The organism is Tissierella carlieri (assembly GCF_018917285.1).
GTDB classification, from domain to species: Bacteria; Bacillota; Clostridia; order Tissierellales; family Tissierellaceae; genus Tissierella; species Tissierella carlieri.
Map to the genome: position 1 here is coordinate 1 of NZ_JAHLOH010000027.1, position 17,424 is coordinate 17,424.

At 31.4% G+C, this 17,424-nt stretch carries 19 protein-coding genes; 6 read left to right on the plus strand and 13 right to left on the minus strand.

Annotated features, from left to right (window positions below; all coding sequences use genetic code 11):
• Positions 1 to 129: 129 nt before the first annotated feature.
• Positions 130 to 927 carry an ABC transporter permease gene (locus KQI38_RS07805; RefSeq protein WP_216557778.1) on the minus strand — a complete coding sequence of 266 codons (798 nt, stop codon included), beginning with the start codon at positions 925 to 927 and terminating at the stop codon, positions 130 to 132.
• Between the two features lie 382 nt (positions 928 to 1,309).
• On the opposite strand from KQI38_RS07805, the gene KQI38_RS07810 reads away from it, so the two are divergent.
• The gene (locus KQI38_RS07810; protein WP_216557781.1) at positions 1,310 to 2,194 is read left to right on the plus strand and encodes a nucleoside hydrolase; all 885 of its coding nucleotides are present in this window, start codon (positions 1,310 to 1,312) and stop codon (positions 2,192 to 2,194) included.
• Between the two features lie 87 nt (positions 2,195 to 2,281).
• Here the strand turns inward: KQI38_RS07810 and KQI38_RS07815 are convergent, their stop codons facing one another.
• From KQI38_RS07815 to KQI38_RS07870, 12 genes are all read right to left on the minus strand, one after another.
• Positions 2,282 to 3,019: a rhodanese-like domain-containing protein gene (locus KQI38_RS07815; RefSeq protein WP_216557784.1), complete on the minus strand. Its 738-nt coding sequence runs from the start codon at positions 3,017 to 3,019 to the stop codon at positions 2,282 to 2,284.
• 188 nt (positions 3,020 to 3,207) lie between these two features.
• Positions 3,208 to 4,197, minus strand: coding sequence for a phosphotransferase (locus KQI38_RS07820; protein WP_216557787.1), 990 nt, complete (start codon positions 4,195 to 4,197; stop codon positions 3,208 to 3,210).
• The gene (locus KQI38_RS07825) at positions 4,169 to 4,876 is read right to left on the minus strand and encodes a TIGR04282 family arsenosugar biosynthesis glycosyltransferase (RefSeq protein WP_094898765.1); all 708 of its coding nucleotides are present in this window, start codon (positions 4,874 to 4,876) and stop codon (positions 4,169 to 4,171) included. Before KQI38_RS07825 ends, KQI38_RS07820 begins: the two co-directional genes overlap by 29 nt.
• Positions 4,876 to 5,550 carry a TIGR04283 family arsenosugar biosynthesis glycosyltransferase gene (locus KQI38_RS07830; protein ID WP_094898764.1) on the minus strand — a complete coding sequence of 225 codons (675 nt, stop codon included), beginning with the start codon at positions 5,548 to 5,550 and terminating at the stop codon, positions 4,876 to 4,878. The genes KQI38_RS07825 and KQI38_RS07830 overlap by 1 nt, the downstream gene beginning before the upstream one ends.
• A gap of 4 nt (positions 5,551 to 5,554) precedes the next feature.
• Positions 5,555 to 6,580, minus strand: a complete 1,026-nt coding sequence (locus KQI38_RS07835; protein WP_094898763.1) for an ABC transporter ATP-binding protein — start codon at positions 6,578 to 6,580, stop codon at positions 5,555 to 5,557.
• The gene (locus KQI38_RS07840) at positions 6,573 to 7,388 is read right to left on the minus strand and encodes an ABC transporter permease (RefSeq protein WP_094898762.1); all 816 of its coding nucleotides are present in this window, start codon (positions 7,386 to 7,388) and stop codon (positions 6,573 to 6,575) included. Before KQI38_RS07840 ends, KQI38_RS07835 begins: the two co-directional genes overlap by 8 nt.
• Before the next feature lie 4 nt (positions 7,389 to 7,392).
• The gene (locus KQI38_RS07845; protein WP_094898761.1) at positions 7,393 to 8,256 is read right to left on the minus strand and encodes an ABC transporter permease; all 864 of its coding nucleotides are present in this window, start codon (positions 8,254 to 8,256) and stop codon (positions 7,393 to 7,395) included.
• 1 nt (position 8,257) lies between these two features.
• A complete protein-coding gene (locus KQI38_RS07850) occupies positions 8,258 to 9,496 on the minus strand; it encodes an ABC transporter substrate-binding protein (RefSeq protein ID WP_216557790.1) in 1,239 nt (412 codons plus the stop codon).
• Positions 9,489 to 10,148: a TVP38/TMEM64 family protein gene (locus KQI38_RS07855; protein ID WP_094898759.1), complete on the minus strand. Its 660-nt coding sequence runs from the start codon at positions 10,146 to 10,148 to the stop codon at positions 9,489 to 9,491. Before KQI38_RS07855 ends, KQI38_RS07850 begins: the two co-directional genes overlap by 8 nt.
• Before the next feature lie 4 nt (positions 10,149 to 10,152).
• Positions 10,153 to 11,262: a (Fe-S)-binding protein gene (locus tag KQI38_RS07860; protein WP_094898758.1), complete on the minus strand. Its 1,110-nt coding sequence runs from the start codon at positions 11,260 to 11,262 to the stop codon at positions 10,153 to 10,155.
• A gap of 66 nt (positions 11,263 to 11,328) precedes the next feature.
• A complete protein-coding gene (locus tag KQI38_RS07865; protein WP_201259606.1) occupies positions 11,329 to 12,024 on the minus strand; it encodes a TVP38/TMEM64 family protein in 696 nt (231 codons plus the stop codon).
• Positions 12,025 to 12,097: 73 nt separating this feature from the next.
• On the minus strand, positions 12,098 to 13,087 hold the full coding sequence (locus KQI38_RS07870; RefSeq protein ID WP_094898757.1) for a sulfurtransferase: 990 nt from the start codon (positions 13,085 to 13,087) through the stop codon (positions 12,098 to 12,100).
• A gap of 275 nt (positions 13,088 to 13,362) precedes the next feature.
• On the opposite strand from KQI38_RS07870, the gene KQI38_RS07875 reads away from it, so the two are divergent.
• The 5 genes from KQI38_RS07875 to arsA all read left to right on the plus strand — a co-directional run bounded on the left by KQI38_RS07875 (position 13,363) and on the right by arsA (position 17,386).
• Complete coding sequence (locus KQI38_RS07875; RefSeq protein ID WP_094898756.1) at positions 13,363 to 13,653, plus strand: ArsR/SmtB family transcription factor; 291 nt, start codon at positions 13,363 to 13,365, stop codon at positions 13,651 to 13,653.
• A gap of 36 nt (positions 13,654 to 13,689) precedes the next feature.
• Complete coding sequence (locus KQI38_RS07880; RefSeq protein ID WP_094898755.1) at positions 13,690 to 14,694, plus strand: permease; 1,005 nt, start codon at positions 13,690 to 13,692, stop codon at positions 14,692 to 14,694.
• Between the two features lie 196 nt (positions 14,695 to 14,890).
• On the plus strand, positions 14,891 to 15,214 hold the full coding sequence (locus tag KQI38_RS07885) for an ArsR/SmtB family transcription factor (RefSeq protein ID WP_094898754.1): 324 nt from the start codon (positions 14,891 to 14,893) through the stop codon (positions 15,212 to 15,214).
• A 20-nt stretch (positions 15,215 to 15,234) separates the two neighbouring features.
• Positions 15,235 to 15,621, plus strand: coding sequence for an arsenite efflux transporter metallochaperone ArsD (gene arsD, locus KQI38_RS07890; protein ID WP_216557793.1), 387 nt, complete (start codon positions 15,235 to 15,237; stop codon positions 15,619 to 15,621).
• A 19-nt stretch (positions 15,622 to 15,640) separates the two neighbouring features.
• Positions 15,641 to 17,386 (plus strand): arsenical pump-driving ATPase, encoded by a 1,746-nt coding sequence (arsA, locus tag KQI38_RS07895; RefSeq protein WP_216557796.1) that lies wholly within the window; start codon positions 15,641 to 15,643, stop codon positions 17,384 to 17,386.
• Positions 17,387 to 17,424: the final 38 nt, after the last annotated feature.

Genomic DNA, 17,424 nt, shown 5'->3' on the forward strand with positions numbered 1-17,424 from the left:
TGATGATTTCATAGACGAAGCTTTATCATATGCAAAGCGAAATTTAGAGCAATCCAAAGAAACTTAGAGCAATTCTATGAAGATATTGTACTATTTTTTCATATTTAGTTTACAGAGCCTAATTAGATTCTATGTATTTTTTTCATGATGTAGAGATAATCTTGTAACTGCTCTCCAACGCAGTAAATATGCCTCAATCTTATCAAGAATAAAATTAAGAATAATACCTACTATTAATAAAATAAAAATACATGACATAACACGAGCAATTTTAAAATATGATGACGCATAAGCAATCATCCATCCAAACCCTGCTGAAGCCCCCATAAATTCTCCAATGATTGCGCCAATCAAAGAAGCCCCTACACCATTACGAATACCAGCTATTATCCAAGGCATACTAGATGGTAGCACAACATGGTATAGTGTTTGTATTGTTCCTGCACCCAGTAAATTGGCGGATTCAATAAGCTTAGGTTCTACATTTTGAATACCTGCATAAGTAGAGAAAAAAACATTAAAAAAGACCATTAATGCTGCAAGAAATATCTTTGATGTTAAACCTAGTCCAAACCATAATATATATACTGGTGCTAGTGTAAGTTGGGGTACACCATGAATAGCTGTAATCATCGGTAAAAAAATTTTACCTAATGATTGTACTTGTCCAAATAATAGACCAACAGAAATTCCTATAATAGTACCATAAAACAATCCAGCAAGTGCCTCACGTAAGGTTATAGATGTATGTTTTACTAAATCTCCGCTTAAAAAAAATTGTTTTAGGTCTAAAACAATCTCACTTGGATAACTTGTAAAAAAAGCATTATAAAGCTTAAATCTAGCGGTAATTTCCCAGAAAGATATAAATAGAATAACAATCAATATTCTTGTAATAATTATAAAATTATTTTTTCTCTTCTCCATAATCACCATCCTTTCATATTGGTCCAAAATTGTCGAATATTGTCAACAATATAATGCTGTATACATATAATAATCTATCAATATAAGATATTGAAGTGTTATTAAAAAAAATAATAGTAATTTAATTACTATTATTTTTCTTAATAATATATTTAATTTAAAATAACCTTGACATTGTTTTAGCTAAAATCTATACTCCGAACTTCCTCAACAAAAGATATTACCACTTAACTCTGTCCCCTTTTGTAAAATATTGCTATAGGAATGGTTATATTGGTAATATTTTTACCTTCCTGCACATTGTATTCTAACATAAAGCAATAAGTTGTGTTAGTATATACTTTGAAGCAGATTAAAATAGTGTAGTTGGGAGGTATTAATTTTGATTAAAGTAATTTTTGACTGTGATAATACTATGGGATTGCCAAACAAGGATGTAGATGATGGTTTAACCTTCATGTACTTAATAGGTAATAAGGCTATAGATTTGCTTGGAATTACCACTACTTTCGGAAATAGTAATATAGAAGATGTATTTGCAGCTACTACTAAATTGTTTAAGGACTTAAATATTACAAATATCCCCTTAAAGAAGGGGTCAGCAAAAGGTTCGGATAGAAGGAGTGAAGCAGCTAAATTTCTTGTAGATATAGTAAATAAATATCCTAATGAAGTTACTATATTAGCAACAGGTTCTCTATCTAATCTATATGGTGCCTATCTTCTTGACAATGATTTCTATAAAAAAATTAAGGAAATTGTACTTATGGGAGGACTAACTAAACCCTTGATAATCAATGGTAAAAACTTAAATGAGTTAAATTTCTCTGTTGATAATGAAGCAAGTCACAATGTTCTGCACTCTGGTGCAAAAGTCACTACGATGACAGGTCATATCTGTCTACAGGCAGAATTTAAAAAAGAAGAGTATGAAAGATTGATGAAAAATGAAGATATACCTTCTTATGTATATATCAAGGAAAACTCCTACGCTTGGTTTGAGTATTTTAGAGAATTATTTAATACTGAAGGCTTCTTTAATTGGGATATAGTTTCTGCTATATATATAACAAATCCTGAACTGTTTGATGATAATTTTAAATCTATAGTTTCAGATGTAGAAGACTTAAAAACTGGATTTTTAAGAATAGATGAAAGTAATGAAAAAGGAAGTAAAATAAATATCCCTACTATGATAAAGAATGTGAAGTTGTTTAATGAATTGGTTTTTGAAGCTTGGAGTAATGTGGCTGTAGAAAATAATTGATGTAATAAACTATTAAGTGCCACACAACTGGCACCGATAAAAATTCAAACTCCCAAATAGGCTTATCTGGGAGTTTGTCTAATATATTTATTTTACTAATTCAAATGAATATTCTTTTACACCTTCAATAGAATTTACTACGTTTTCATAACCAAGGTCTTCTAATTGCTTTGCTACTTCAGCACTCTTAGTGCCAGTATTGCAGTATAAAGCAATAGTCTTGTCTTTTGGTAATTTATCAAGATTTGCCTCTATAGCATTAAATGGAACATTGATAGCTCCTGCAATCATTCCTTCTTCTGCAACTTGTTTCTCTTCTCTAACATCTACTAATAGGATATCTTTATTTTCATCAATAAGTTTTTGGAAAGCAGCTCCTCTTATATCTTGGTAGTGAACTAAATCATATTCAAATTCTTTAACTCCTGCGGCATTAGTTACATCTTTAAATCCATTATTAACTAAAATCTCTGCAACTTGTCCACTTTTCTTTCCTGAATTACAGTAAGTAATAATTGGGAATTCCTTTAAATCTTCAAGTTCACTAATTCTATCTTCAAAACCTTCCACATTAATATTAATAGCATGTGGAATATGACCTTCTTTGTACTCTTCTGGAGAACGTACATCAATAATTAAAACTTTATCTTTTTCTTTTCCTGAATTTTGTTTTACAAGTTTCTCACCTGTCATTGTTTTTATTGTAGCTACATCTGAATTACCATCTGCTTGTTTTCCTTCATTTTTTGTACATGCAACTGTTAATGTCAGCGTTAACATCATTACCATTAATAAAGTAATAAATTTAGATCTTTTATTATTCATTTCTTCCTCCTTATTATATACATTGATTTTCCTCGTTGATTATAACATTATCAATTTTTATTTTCAATTTATATAGCAAATATCTATCCATTAAATAATTGGCATAGATTTATTTAATGATTTCATATTTATCGTTATAATGTATCAATTACTTAAGGTTGCTTTTATCATATTTTTAAGAGTAGAATCTATACTCCAAACTTCCTTAATAACCCCTCCATAAAATCTATATCCAAGTACTCCTTTATCTTCTCAAATGTATCCATATTCTTTATTTCTTTCTTAGGATCATGGTATTCTACATAGGCATGAGCACACCAACCTAAAGCTCTTAAATACAAATAGGGAGTATAGAGATCAACTCTATCTCTTATATCTCTATCCTTTCCATTTAATCCATTAATATAGTTCTTAAAGAATTCTTCTTTTTCATCAGAGCTCAATATATAGCTTGCCTTCCACAATGTAGTAGTAGGTGCGAGAAATTGAGTTAAATCCTGAGCAGGATCACTAATCACCGGTTTTTCCCAATCAATTAAATAAGATCTCTCTCCTATGATAAAATTATGAGAGTTGACCTCTGTATTATTTATTACATACCAAGGATTATCTATAAAGTATCTCTCTTTGTCTTTATTAATCTTCGCCCACTCTAAGAATTTATCAAAAAAGGATTTAACTCTTTTATCCACTATAGGACTGTCCCAGATATTAGAAAGAAGTCTTTCCCCTTCACCTATCCTAGCACTAAATATATTTTTTTCTGTTATAAAATGATTATCCTTAGCTATTTCTAAGGAGTGAATTCTCGAAAATATCCTTGCTGCCTTCATTAAATCCTTTCCATAATCAAGAGGTGCTCCTTCTAAGAATTCCATAATGAGTATCCCATAATCAAAATACATTAAAGAACCATCTACAAAGAATACCTTAGGAGTTACTGAGGATTTCTCTAAATATTTTAGAGAATTGAACTCATATCCTATTTGATTTTCTAATTGCAGCTGGCTTCCAGTATTTACTCTAAATACATATTTATTAGGAAAAGAGCTTAAGGTAAAGTTAATGTTATATTCACCCTGAGCTAAGAATTCAATTTCAAAATCTTCCTTTAAATCAAGTTCCCTTAAAGTAGTTTTTCTATTAATATTAATATATCCTTTTATTTGTTCTATCAACTTGTCCTTGACCAGTGTTCTCCCTCCATTCTTTTATAAATTTCACTGTTTTTAAAGCTATCTTGTCCCTATGACCTTCATATTTATCCATAAATGCAAATAAATCTTCCTTAGTGTCAATATCCATATATTTAGCAGCAAGACCTACCGTTAATCTTTGATTATTTGCCATATCTATGGTGGATTCCAGTACTGACTTTCCACCCCATTTTTTAGATATATGAAATATCCCCTCATTTGGTTTTTTCATCCCTATTAGGTAATATCCTCCATCATAGGATGGTCCCAGTACTATATCTTTTTCCTCTAATATTTTAAAGGAATGGAGTATATCTTCATTTTTAATATGTGGTATATCTGAACCTATTAATATTACCTTTTCATAGTCTAAAGATAATATATCATTTATTGCATTATACATTTTATTGCCTAAATCTTCTCCTATTTGGGGTAAAGTCTTAACAAACTCAGGTATTATATTTTCTATAGTATCTAATGAATTTTCAGGAGTATAGGTAAGATATATATCTATTTCTTTCAGCTTCTTGAAAGTATTGAATAAATCCTTCAAAAAAGCCATATGAAGCTCCGCACATTCATCTCCAGACATAATATCCATCAATCTTGTTTTCGTTTGTCCTGCCATTGGTATTCTTGTCATAAGTATTAGTGCATTCATTATCTCACCTGCCTGTATATTTTAGCCAATTTATCTGCTGGAGTGCCTAGCATATATAATATTTTTATTTTATGCATCAATAGGAGAGTTTTAAGTTGTCCTCCTTCTTTAAATCTTCTAGCAGAAGTTCCTATTTTTTTATCTAATACCTTCATCTTACCAAGTTTATGAATTCTGCGGGAAAATTCCCAATCCTCCATTAGTTCCATTTCCTTATATCCCATTAATTCTTCAAATATATCTTTTCTCATAAATATACCTTGATCCCCAAATATCAGTTTCAAATATTTAGCTCTTCTATTTGAAGAGTTTGATACATATCTCATAAAAGGAGTATCTAAGTCATAAAAATATAGCTTGAAGCATCCTCCAATATAACCATCTTCTATTATCTGTTCCATTTCTAATATACTATTTTTCTCTAATTTCGAATCGGAATGAACAAACCACAATATATTACCCTTTGCAATTTTTGCACCTGCGTTCATCTGTCTTGCTCTACCCCTGGTGCTGTTGATAACTATAGCATATTTTTTTGCAATATCCACAGTTTTATCACAACTACCCCCATCCACTACTATTATTTCTTTATTTCCCTCTATTTTAATTAAATTCTCCAAGTTTTCCTTTATAGTTTTTTCTTCATTCAACGCAGGTACTATTATGGACACCATAGTTTCACTTCTCCTTAAATATCTTTATACCTTCAATATCTATATCTATTGACACCTTATCTCCTACTTTATATATTTTAGAGTTTTGAGATATTATCTTTAGTTCCTTTCCTTTTATTAATACAGTATAATAAACTCTCTCCCCAGCATATTTACTAGATGCTACTATTCCTGTTAAGTCAGTGGTTTCTTCGGGATATATTTTTATATTCTCTGGTTTAATCATGGCCTTTGCTTTTTTTATATCCTCCATTTCTACAGGAAGGTTGCAAATATCGGATATAAACATATTATTTTCCACTAAACCATCTATATAGTTTTTTTCACCAAAGAAATCTGCTACTTCTATTGAAATAGGTCTTTCATATAGTTCTTCTGGAGTTCCAAATTGTTTAATTTCTCCATTGAGCATAATAGCTATTTTATCAGAGGACATCAAAGCTTCTTCCTTATCATGGGTAACCAAAATCGTTGTGATATTTAGCTTCCTTTGTATTTCTAGAGTAAATTCTCTCATATCTTTCCTTAATTTTGTATCTAAGTTAGAAAAAGGTTCATCAAGTAAGAGTACTTTTGGCTCTATGGCTAAAGCCCTGGCTAATGCTACTCTCTGTTGTTGCCCTCCCGAAAGCTTATTCGGATATTTTTTATTATATCCCTTTAGTTGGACTAATTCCAGCATCCTCTCTACTCGAAGGCTTATCTCTTTCTTTGGTATCCTCGCCATTTTAAGACCAAAACCAATATTTTCTTCTATATTCAAATGAGGAAATAATAAATAATCCTGAAAAACTATTACAGTACCCCTCTTTTCCACAGAAACATTTGCTATATCCTTATCTCCTAAAAATATTTCCCCATTATCAGCTTTAATCAGCCCTGCTATTATCTTTAAGGTAGTAGTTTTGCCACAACCAGAAGGTCCCAATAAGGAGACTACATTTCCCTCTGGGGCTTCGAAATTAATATTATTCAAGACCTTAATTTTATTAAAGGATTTCTCTATATTTTTCAAGGTAATTTTAGACATAATTATACTCCTTCAACTTATCTTTATAGAACTTATTTGTAATCCTTTCTACGATAATTAAAAATATCAAAGTAGTAAATATAAAGACTACGCTATAAACAGATGCCATCATTCTATCACCACTCTGAATATAGGGAAACATTAGCATTGAGAAGGTTATTATTCTTCCTCCTCCTATTAGAAATGTAAGGAAATATTGACTAAAGGATACTATAAAAGCCATACTTCCAGCAGAGATTATTCCAGGAAGTATCATAGGAAATGTTACATAATAAAAGGTCTGAAATCCATTAGCCCCTAAAACCCTAGCTTGCTCTTCCATTTCTTCACCTATTATTTCAAAAACACTTTTAAGGATTCTAATACTATATGGGATACAAGGTATAAGTTGTATCAATACTACTCCTAAAAAGGTATTAGCAAGCCCCATTTTAATAAACTGAAGATGTATACCCATGGCTACTGTAACAGTAGGCACTATAACTGGTGCAAATATTAGCATTTCTATTAATTTTTTCCCCTTGAATTTGTAAAGAGCCAGTGCCTTAGCTGCTGGTATAGTTATACCTAGAGTAATCATTGTCACTGCAAAGGATAAAAACATACTAAATAATAGAGTAGATAAGCTCTTTGACGATGGATTTAAAAAATAAGACCATCCTCTTAACCCCCAATTTTCTGGCAATAAATGAGGCCACGGCCAATTCTTTGCAAAGCTCCATAGAAATATAATTGCTAAGGGTAATAATAAAAAGCTTAAAAATATTCCTATTATTATTTTATATCTTAATTTAGTTTTATCTTTCATATTATCACCTGCCGTATTTATAGGCTTTTTCAAAGGCCTTATAATAAAGCCATGTAAGAATCAAAGCTATTAAAGTAATTAATATATTATATACCATGGCATATGGTCTATTTGCAAGTACTGGGTTGTTATATTCTATAAATGCCTGTACCGACAAAGCCTTAGGCTGTGTTGGTCCCAATAATAAAGGTACTTCATATGCTCCAAAGGAAAATGCAAAGATAATAATAAAGGAGGAAAAGACAGAAGGCATAATAAGAGGGAGAAGTATATAAAAAAATATCTGCCTCTTATTAGCTCCTAGATTACCTGCTACATCTGATAGTTTACTGCTGACCTTACTAAGTATGGTATAGGTTGTAAGAGCAACAAAGGGTATTTCCTTCCATAGATATGCTATTATTACACCAATTCCGTTTCTCTCGTAGAGAATAGACGGAAACTGGCTTTGATCAGTAATCAAGCCAGCTTCATATAAAATTCTCGGAAGAATTCCTGATTGAGATAAAATATTATATACTAATAAAACAGAAACTATATGGGGTACTATAATAGGTATTCTATATAGAGATTCTACCATCTCTTTTTTTCCTTTTACTTGAAGAATTGCATAAGATAAAAGTACTCCACAAACTACTGCCATAATAGATGAGGTAAAAGAAGTATAAAGGCTGAATCTAAGGGATGATATAAATCCCTTACTAGTTAATACCTCTTTATAGTATTTTAATGTAAATTCTGTTAAACCTACTGCCTTAAAATATCCTAAGCTTTGTATAAGCCCCATTATTATTCCTGAAACAAAAATGGTAATCAAAACAAATAGTATTGGAAATAGCAATAGATAGGGTTTTAATTTCTCCCTCAAATTACTCACCTTCACCTGGTATCATTTCCATCCATATTTTTTCAATTATTGGAACTAGATCTGCCGGCATCTCCGGAATTCTATGTTCTAGCAATACATCCTGAGGTAAAGTTGCCATACCTAAAGGAATAGATGCAAATCTATCTTTTTCCCCTTGACTTAATTTATCGTTATCTAATACTGGTAAATCTCCCCATGTCTCCGGCTCATATTTCGTGGCTTGAGATTCTACATTTAATATATAGTTAATAAGAGCCATAGCTCCTGCCTTATTCGGAGCATTAAATGGTATAGCTAGAAAATGGGTATTACCTATGGTTCCTTTGTCAAATATAAAGGTTCTAGTAGATTCTTTATATTCTCCCGTTGCAATTTTTCCTGATGCTGAGTTTGGATTGTAAGTCATAGTCATCCACACTTCTCCATCTGCATACATATTATCAAGAAGAGGTGCATCCCCTGGATAAGTCTTTCCTTCATTCCATAGATAAGGCTTTAGTTCCTTTAAATATTCAATAGCCGGTTCTATAGCCTTCCTTACAGTTTCTTCATCAGCATCCATGTCCATAAATTGTTCATACCCTACTATATCACATATTATATTTCTAACAAAAGCAGATCCTGTAAAATCTGGTAATGCTGGGTAAGTAAACTTACCTGGATTTTTCTTTGCCCACTCTAATAGCTCCTTGTGGTCAACAGGAGTCTTGTCTACTTTTTCACTATCATATACCATTACCATCTGAGCTTTTCCATAGGGCGCTTCATAACCTTCAACAGGATAACCAAAATCATATTTTACATCTGGTGAATCCTTATCTACGTATTTATTGAAATTCGGTAATTTATCAGTAAAAGGTCCAAATAATAAATTGTTTTCCTTAGCAGTAAAGAAATTTTCTCCATTAATCCATACTACATCTATATTTCCTTTTTCTACATTAAGCTGCTTCTCATTTAGAAGACTGTTTAATATTTCATCTATATTCATTCCAACTCTTTTTACGGTAATATCATAGTCTTTTTTTACATTCTCTGATAAATAACCATCTATCCATGAGTTAGTTTGCTGACTGCCACCCCATCCATAGAAGGTAACAGTCGTCCCTTTTGCAGCTTCTAATAATTCTTCAAAATCTTGATCTAATATATTCCCATTATTCACTGTCTTCGTACTGCATCCAGCTAAATTAAATATTAATACTACTGATAATATAAGTAACCATAACTTTTTATTCATTGATCTTGTCTCCTTTTCCTTGAAATACTTTTTTCATTATAAAAGAAATTAAAAACAACCCTATTAATAAGCCTATAGAAATATAAAAATCCTTTGAGCCAAATACTGTTGTCTTATCTCCAAGGTTTGTATATACTATGATGCCCGGCATTGAACCTATGGTTGTGGCCAATGCAAAATCCCTAAACCTTACATCTGACAATCCTGCACTATAGCTTACTATTTTAAAGGGGAATAAGGGGATTAATCTTAACATTAAAATCAAGAAAAATCCACTATTCTTTTTATCAAATAAAACTAATTCCTTTTTTATAAACTTCTTCACCACTTGTTGCCCCAGCTTTCTAGAAATATAGAATGCTATGGCGGCTCCAATTAATGAGCCTATTGTAGTAAGCACTGTCCCCCAAAAAAGACCAAATATCATACCACCTGCTATTACCAAAACAGAATCTGGAAATAGTAGCAAAGGCAGGGAAGATAGTAATGCTACATAAATAACCGGTGCCATAATACCTTTTCCTTGAATAAACTCTTTAATCTCATTTGGTCCATAGCCTTTAAGAATATTAAATTTATTGAGCAATAAAGCTAAAGCTATTATTAAAATAATTATTGCTATTGCTTTTAATACTGAGCTTCTATCCTTCATATTTTCACTTCCCTATATTCTTTCCTTTGTACCTATTAGTCCATTTTGTTATTACCCCTTGATTTTTCTGCTCCATATTTTGAAAGCCTTCAGTGAATAATAAATCAAGTATATGGTAAGATTTCTTACCACCTCTTCTCATAGACTCTACACATTCCTGACAATAGGTGATAATATATTCTGTTTTTGCTTCTTGGGCTCTTCTTATGGTATGAGCCTCAGATACATGATTTTGAGTAACTGACACCATACCACCTGAACCACAGCAAAGTGTTTTTCCCTTGTTATACTCCATTTCATCTATTTTAAAGCCCAGTTCATCCACTATTTGTCTTATGGAGCTGTGAATTATATCTATATCTCTGGTAGGGCATGGGTCATGAATCGTAAACTCTACATTTATAGATTTCCCAATACCTATTTTTTCTTCCGGTATTCCCACATTAGCTAGTACTTCCCACAAAGATATTACTTCTATATCCTTACTATTATTTCCTATGGTCATAAAGCAGTTTTGACATCCTGTTATTATTCTTTTAATATTCTTATCTCTAAATTCTTTTTCAAGAATAGAATAATACTCCTTAAATTTCTCATCTTTTCCCATAAATGCTGTAGGCTTTCCACAGCATTTAGTATATATTCCTATGCCCCCTATTTTAGTTCTTAGATATCTATATGTATCCTCTACTATCTTCGGACTATAAGAAAGAAGCCCACATCCTGGAAAAAATATGGTATCTGATTGTAGGTTTTGAATATTAGATGTAAATAGATTAGAGAAACTAAGTTTTTGATGTAAATCAACTCCATTTGTGTTAAGATTCCTAGCTAGTTTACCATTGCTTTGATTAACTACATCTCTCCTAAGTTCTAAGAATAAATTCTTTAAATCTACTCCCTTAGGGCATACCTTTGTACAATATCCACATAGCATACATGAGTAGGGTAAGATATAGTCAAATTCTCCATTACATTTAAGTTCCTTTAGTAATTCCTTCGGAGAATCACAGAATTTATCTAACATAGGGCAACCATTCATACATAGCTTACAGCCTATGCATTTTTCTTCCTCTTCGTTTATTATTTTTATAATTTTATCTGATATTTTCATTTATTACATCCTTTTTATTAAAGCAATGAAAGGATTGCTCCTCTCGAAGCAACCCTAACACACTCTCTAATTAATAGTTTTTTTGTTCTTCTCATTCCATATCTTTTTTATTAAAAATCCTAATGCACTAACTGCAAATAATATGAGAAGTCCCGTGACAAAGGTCTTTGCTCCACCCGTTAGCTTTTCACCTGCATAGGAGTATACTATCGTTGCTGGAAGTTGTCCAAGTCCTGTAGCCCAAAAGAAAGACCAAAAGCTCATGGAAGTCAACCCCGCAGCATAGCTAACTATATCAAAAGATATAAATGGTAAGAGTCTAGCTATTAATATTGCATAATTACCATATCTATCAAAAAAACCATCTATTTCTTCCAAAGCAAATTTAGATGTTAACCTTTCGGCAGTATTTCTTCCATATATTCTTGAAATATAGAAACATAGGGCTGCTCCTGCCATAGCAGATGTCCAAGAAAGAATTGCTCCCTTCACCCATCCAAATAATCCTGCGTTGGCAAAGGTAATTAAAAAGGCTGGTAATGGTGCAGCTACTGACTGGAATACCATAAGCAAGAATGATATTATAGGTGCCCATATACCGAAGGACAATATATACCCTTTTACTGCATCTACATCTAGCATACTAAATATAAATATAATTTGTTTTATAGCATTTCTAACTGGACTAACAAAGAAGTATATCAAAATTAATCCCAATACAACACCTAATTTAATCCATGTGGATTTTTTTATATTTTTCAAAGTATCAACAACCTTCCTGCAAATATATCTCTATTCTCCTAGAAATAGATTAGAGTCTATATATTTATCTGTATTATTTTTCTACTTCTAAATCAGCATTTCCAGACCAACTATAGAAGCTAGCATCATAGTTCCTTACGTTATCATATCCCATCATAGTTAATACTATTTGCATATGAGCAGAGCGAATACCTGCTGTACAATATGTTACTATTTCATCATCTTTGTTAATTCCATTAGAATCAAGTATATCTTTTATTTCTTTTGCTGTTTTTAAAGTACCATTTTTGTTCAAGAATTGGCTAAAAGTTATATTAATAGCTCCCGGCAAATGACCTCCTCTTGGTTCACCAAAATTTGTAGCTCCGTTATATTCATCTTTTCCCCTCACATCAATTATTACAAGATTATCCAAGTTGTCTGCCAATTCTTCAGTATCTATATTTGTCTTATTATCTAAGAATTCTATCACAACAGTTGCAGGAGTCGGTACTACATCATCTTTAGATACTTCATAGTCTTTTGACGTCCAGTATTCAAATCCGCCATCTAATATCTTTGTATTCTCAAATCCTGCTCTTCTCAGCATCCATACTATTCTTCCATCTTCTCCCCATCCATCTGGAGAAGTTGTATATACAACGATTTCTTTATCTTTCGTTATTCCGTATGCTGACAGTTTTTCAGATAAAGCTTTCGCTTCAAGAACCGTACCCCAATTAGGCTCTTTACCAGGTGCACCTTCCATATTTGAAAACTCTTGCCACATAATAGCTATAGCTCCTGGTATATGACCTTTTTTATGAGCATCTGCTCCTCTAGCATCTAATATTAGTAGATTTTCTTTTGCCATATTTTCCTTTAGCCAGTCAGCACTTACCATATAGCTAGTATCTACAAACTCTATAGTATCCTCTTCTAATTCATTTACTGATTCCTTTCCTTCTCCAACTGGAGGTTGCTGATGATTTCCTTCATCTACTACATCTTTTTTATTTGAACATCCACCAACTATTAATCCTAAGGCTAGAATAACTATTAGTATAAATTTAAATCTTTTCACCTAACCCACTCCTTTATATGACATTACTTTCACTTCTTAACACCGATTAAATTTTAACATATGAAATAATTTAAATAAAATCAAGATTATCTATAGTTTTTGTTTATATATAGATATTTTTTATATGTTCTGCAACTATTAAGTAGCTTATTTAAATAATTTTTCTAACACATTGACATTTATCTATATATAGTAATATAATTAACATATAGATATTCATCTATGTGTTATTGAATTCTATAAAATATTCTACTATAGAGAAGGGAAGTGAAGACATGAATATATCTTATACAGATTATGCGTTGCTTTTAAAGGCATTAGGAGATGAAACAAGGATTAAAATCTTTCATATGCTTTCCAGCGGAGAGCTTTGTGCATGTAAATTATTGGAAGAATTCCATATTACACAACCTACACTTTCTTATCATATGAAAACATTATGCGATTCTGGGCTTGTTAATGGAAGAAAGGATGGCATATGGATGAAATACTCCATCAATAAGGATTCCTTAGAACTATTAAAAGACTTGTTTAATGATATAGATAATCATTATGAAGAGATCTAATCAATTGTCTAATAATATTTAAAGAAGGTGAAATATATGGTTATTTTAAAATGGCTAAATACACAATTACTTAAAATGGAATGGCTTTTCAATCTAATTAAACTTCTTGTAGAAAATATTTTTGGCTTAGATATTCATAGTAGACTAGGTGGAAGCATCCACTTCTTCATCTATGATGTAATTAAGATATTTATCTTACTTTCAATATTAATATTTGGAATTTCCTATATTCAATCTTTTTTTCCACCAGAAAGAACTAGGAAGATACTAGGTAGATTCCATGGAATTACAGCAAATATCTTAGCTGCTTTACTTGGTACTGTTACACCATTTTGTTCCTGCTCTTCTATACCGTTATTCATTGGATTTACTAGTGCAGGCCTACCCATTGGTACTACATTTTCATTTTTAATTTCATCACCTTTAGTAGATTTAGCATCTATTATTCTATTGGCTAGTATATTCAATTGGAAAATAGCTATAGCATATGTTATAGTCGGTATAATCCTCGCTGTAGTTGGCGGAACAGTTATAAGTAAATTCAGATTAGAAAAATATGTGGAATCTTTTGTTTTTAACAATCCTGTACTTGATATAGCGGATCAGAAATTAGCAGTTATAGATAGAATAAACTTTGCTAAGGAGCAGGTATTAGATATTATAAAGAAAGTATGGATGTATATCTTTATAGGTGTTGGAATTGGAGCTGCCATCCATAACTATATTCCGGAATCTTTTATATCAGCAATACTAGGTCAAGATAAATGGTACTCTGTATTAATAGCTACCTTTGTAGGCATACCCATGTATGCAGATATATTTGGTACATTACCCATTGCAGAGGCATTAGTATTAAAAGGAGTAGGATTAGGAACAGCTCTATCTTTTATGATGGGTGTAACAGCACTTTCCCTTCCTTCAATGATTATGCTTTCTAAGGTTGTTAAGAGAAAGCTTCTAGGTATATTTATTGGTGTAGTTACTCTAGGAATACTTATTATAGGATATGCCTTTAATATATTTGGATATTTATTTATATGAATAAAATCCAGTCAAGATTAATTCTCTTGACTGGATTTTATTTTTACTAACATTTTCAAATCTATAAATATATACCATGTATAGATAATCATCTATCAATAAATATTGTAATTATATTTACATGTGCTATTGACAACGCTTTCCCAAGTGCATATAATTTATTATATAGACATATATCTATGTAGGGAGTGATTAAATGAAAGTTAATTATGAAGAAAACTCAAAAATTATTAAAGCATTATCAGATCCAAAGAGACTTCAAATACTTGATATATTATCTTGTGGTGAGATGTGCGCCTGTGATATATTAGAGCATTTTGACTTTTCTCAGCCTACCCTTTCTCACCACATGAAGGTTTTAATGGAGTCTAATCTAGTAAATATTAGAAAAGATGGGCTTTGGAATCACTATTCTTTAAATTTAATGGAATGTAATAAAATTATTCTATTTTTAATGAATATTATAACTGATACTGAAGATTGCATCTGTAAAGGTATATCAAAATGTGGCTGTAAATAAATAATAGGAGGGAACTAAGTATGAAAAAAATGATAATCTTTGACCCAGCTATGTGCTGTGCAACAGGAGTATGTGGACCATCTGTTGATAAGGAGCTTTTAAGAGTTGCAACTGTTATTAATAGGTTAGAAAAAAAAGGAGTATTAGTTGAAAGACATAATTTAACCAACAATCCTCAAATATTTGTGGATAATAAAATAGTAAATAAGATGTTAAATGATGAAGGTGTAGATGTTCTTCCTATTACAATAGTTGATGGAGAAGTCGTAAAAATAAAGGGATATCCAACTAATGAGGAATTTATAAAGATGCTGGAGATACCAAAGGAATATATCATGTCTGAATTAGAAGCTAGAAAATCTAAAAAGCAAAACAATGGCTGTTGTGGAGGAAAAGGATGTTGTTAAAATAGAAAAGAGGTGTATTATGTTTAAAGATTTTAATTTAAAAGATATAAACCTAACAAAATACTTATTTTTTACCGGAAAAGGTGGCGTTGGAAAAACCTCAACTGCTTGTGCTATTGCAGTTGCTTTAGCTGATGAGGGTAAAAGAATTATGCTTATCAGTACTGACCCTGCTTCAAACCTTCAAGATGTATTTGAAACAGAGTTAAATAATAAAGGTGTGCCCATAGATGAAATCCCTAATCTAGTAGTAGCCAATTTTGACCCAGAAGATGCTGCTGCTGAATATAAGGAATCTGTATTATCACCATATAGAGGTAAGCTACCAGAAGTTGTACTAAAAAATATGGAAGAGCAGCTTTCAGGTTCATGTACAGTTGAAATAGCAGCTTTCAATGAATTCTCTGGTTTTATAACTGATGAAAAAACAGCCGAAGAATATGATCATATTATATTTGATACTGCACCAACAGGTCATACACTAAGGATGCTTCAACTTCCATCAGCATGGACTAATTTCATTAGCGAAAGCACTCATGGCGCATCATGTTTAGGCCAATTATCAGGACTTGAAGCTAAAAAGGAAGTCTATAAAAATGCAGTAGAGAATCTAGCGGACAAAGAAAAAACTACACTTATACTAATCTCCCGACCTGAAGTATCGACTTTAAAAGAAGCTGATAGAGCTTCTAATGAGCTAAAAGACATCGGAATAAGTAATCAGCTTCTAATAGTTAATGGAGCCCTTAGAGATCATGATGATTATCTTTCTAATGCTATTTTTGACAAACAACAAAATGCATTAAAAGAAATACCAGAAGGACTTAAAAATATTGAAACCTATAAAATTCCTTTAAGACCTTATAATATGACGGGTTTGGAAAACCTAAGAGCATTTTTTAAAAGTGATAATATTAAATATAATGATGATAAATTAACTGTTGATAATATCCCTTCACTTAATATTATAATAGAAGATTTATATAGAAGAGATAAAAAGGTTATCTTTACTATGGGTAAAGGTGGAGTCGGTAAAACTACAATAGCTGCTACTATTGCTGTTGAATTAGCTAAAAAAGGAAAGAAGGTTCATTTAACAACAACCGATCCTGCAGCACATTTAAACTTTGTTATAGATGAAAGTTACGGAATTACAATAAGTAATATAGATGAAAAGAAAGAACTAGAAAAATATCAAGAAGAAGTACTAAATAAAGCTAAGGAAACCATGACTGATGATGATATTGCTTATATTGAAGAAGATTTAAGATCTCCTTGTACTCAAGAAATTGCAGTATTTAGAGCCTTTGCTGAAATGGTAGAACGTTCACAAAATGAAGTAGTAGTCATCGATACAGCTCCAACAGGTCATACTCTGTTATTATTAGAATCCACACAAAGCTATAATAGAGAAATTGCACGAACACAAGGAGATATACCTGAGTCAGTTAAGAAGTTATTGCCTAAGTTAAGAGATAGTAGTCAAACCGAAGTTATAATAGTTACACTTGCTGAAACCACTCCTGTTCATGAAGCTATGGGATTACAGGAGGACTTAAATAGGGCTGGTATCTATAGTAAATGGTGGATTATTAACTCAAGCTTCTATGCAACTAATACAACTAATGAAATCTTAAAAGTAAAGGCAAGTAATGAGATACAATGGATTAATAAAGTAAATGAGATATCTGATGGAGATTTTGCAGTGATTAAGTGGATCCCAGAAAAAATAAAGAGTGAAAATCTAAGTAAGCTCTTAAAATAGAGCTTACTTGATTCAAATTAGTAATTTCATATGAAAGG

Excerpts from the sequence above, each read along its gene's own strand:
- KQI38_RS07805 (WP_216557778.1), bottom strand. The coding sequence starts at position 927 with ATGGAGAAGAGAAAAAATAATTTTATAATTATTACAAGAATATTGATT.
- KQI38_RS07815 (WP_216557784.1), bottom strand. The coding sequence starts at position 3,019 with ATGAATAATAAAAGATCTAAATTTATTACTTTATTAATGGTAATGATG.
- KQI38_RS07825 (WP_094898765.1), bottom strand. The coding sequence starts at position 4,876 with ATGAATGCACTAATACTTATGACAAGAATACCAATGGCAGGACAAACG.
- KQI38_RS07830 (WP_094898764.1), bottom strand. The coding sequence starts at position 5,550 with ATGGTGTCCATAATAGTACCTGCGTTGAATGAAGAAAAAACTATAAAG.
- KQI38_RS07835 (WP_094898763.1), bottom strand. The coding sequence starts at position 6,580 with ATGTCTAAAATTACCTTGAAAAATATAGAGAAATCCTTTAATAAAATT.
- KQI38_RS07840 (WP_094898762.1), bottom strand. The coding sequence starts at position 7,388 with ATGAAAGATAAAACTAAATTAAGATATAAAATAATAATAGGAATATTT.
- KQI38_RS07850 (WP_216557790.1), bottom strand. The coding sequence starts at position 9,496 with ATGAATAAAAAGTTATGGTTACTTATATTATCAGTAGTATTAATATTT.
- KQI38_RS07855 (WP_094898759.1), bottom strand. The coding sequence starts at position 10,148 with ATGAAGGATAGAAGCTCAGTATTAAAAGCAATAGCAATAATTATTTTA.
- KQI38_RS07860 (WP_094898758.1), bottom strand. The coding sequence starts at position 11,262 with ATGAAAATATCAGATAAAATTATAAAAATAATAAACGAAGAGGAAGAA.
- KQI38_RS07875 (WP_094898756.1), top strand. The coding sequence starts at position 13,363 with ATGAATATATCTTATACAGATTATGCGTTGCTTTTAAAGGCATTAGGA.
- KQI38_RS07880 (WP_094898755.1), top strand. The coding sequence starts at position 13,690 with ATGGTTATTTTAAAATGGCTAAATACACAATTACTTAAAATGGAATGG.
- KQI38_RS07885 (WP_094898754.1), top strand. The coding sequence starts at position 14,891 with ATGAAAGTTAATTATGAAGAAAACTCAAAAATTATTAAAGCATTATCA.
- arsD (WP_216557793.1), top strand. The coding sequence starts at position 15,235 with ATGAAAAAAATGATAATCTTTGACCCAGCTATGTGCTGTGCAACAGGA.
- arsA (WP_216557796.1), top strand. The coding sequence starts at position 15,641 with ATGTTTAAAGATTTTAATTTAAAAGATATAAACCTAACAAAATACTTA.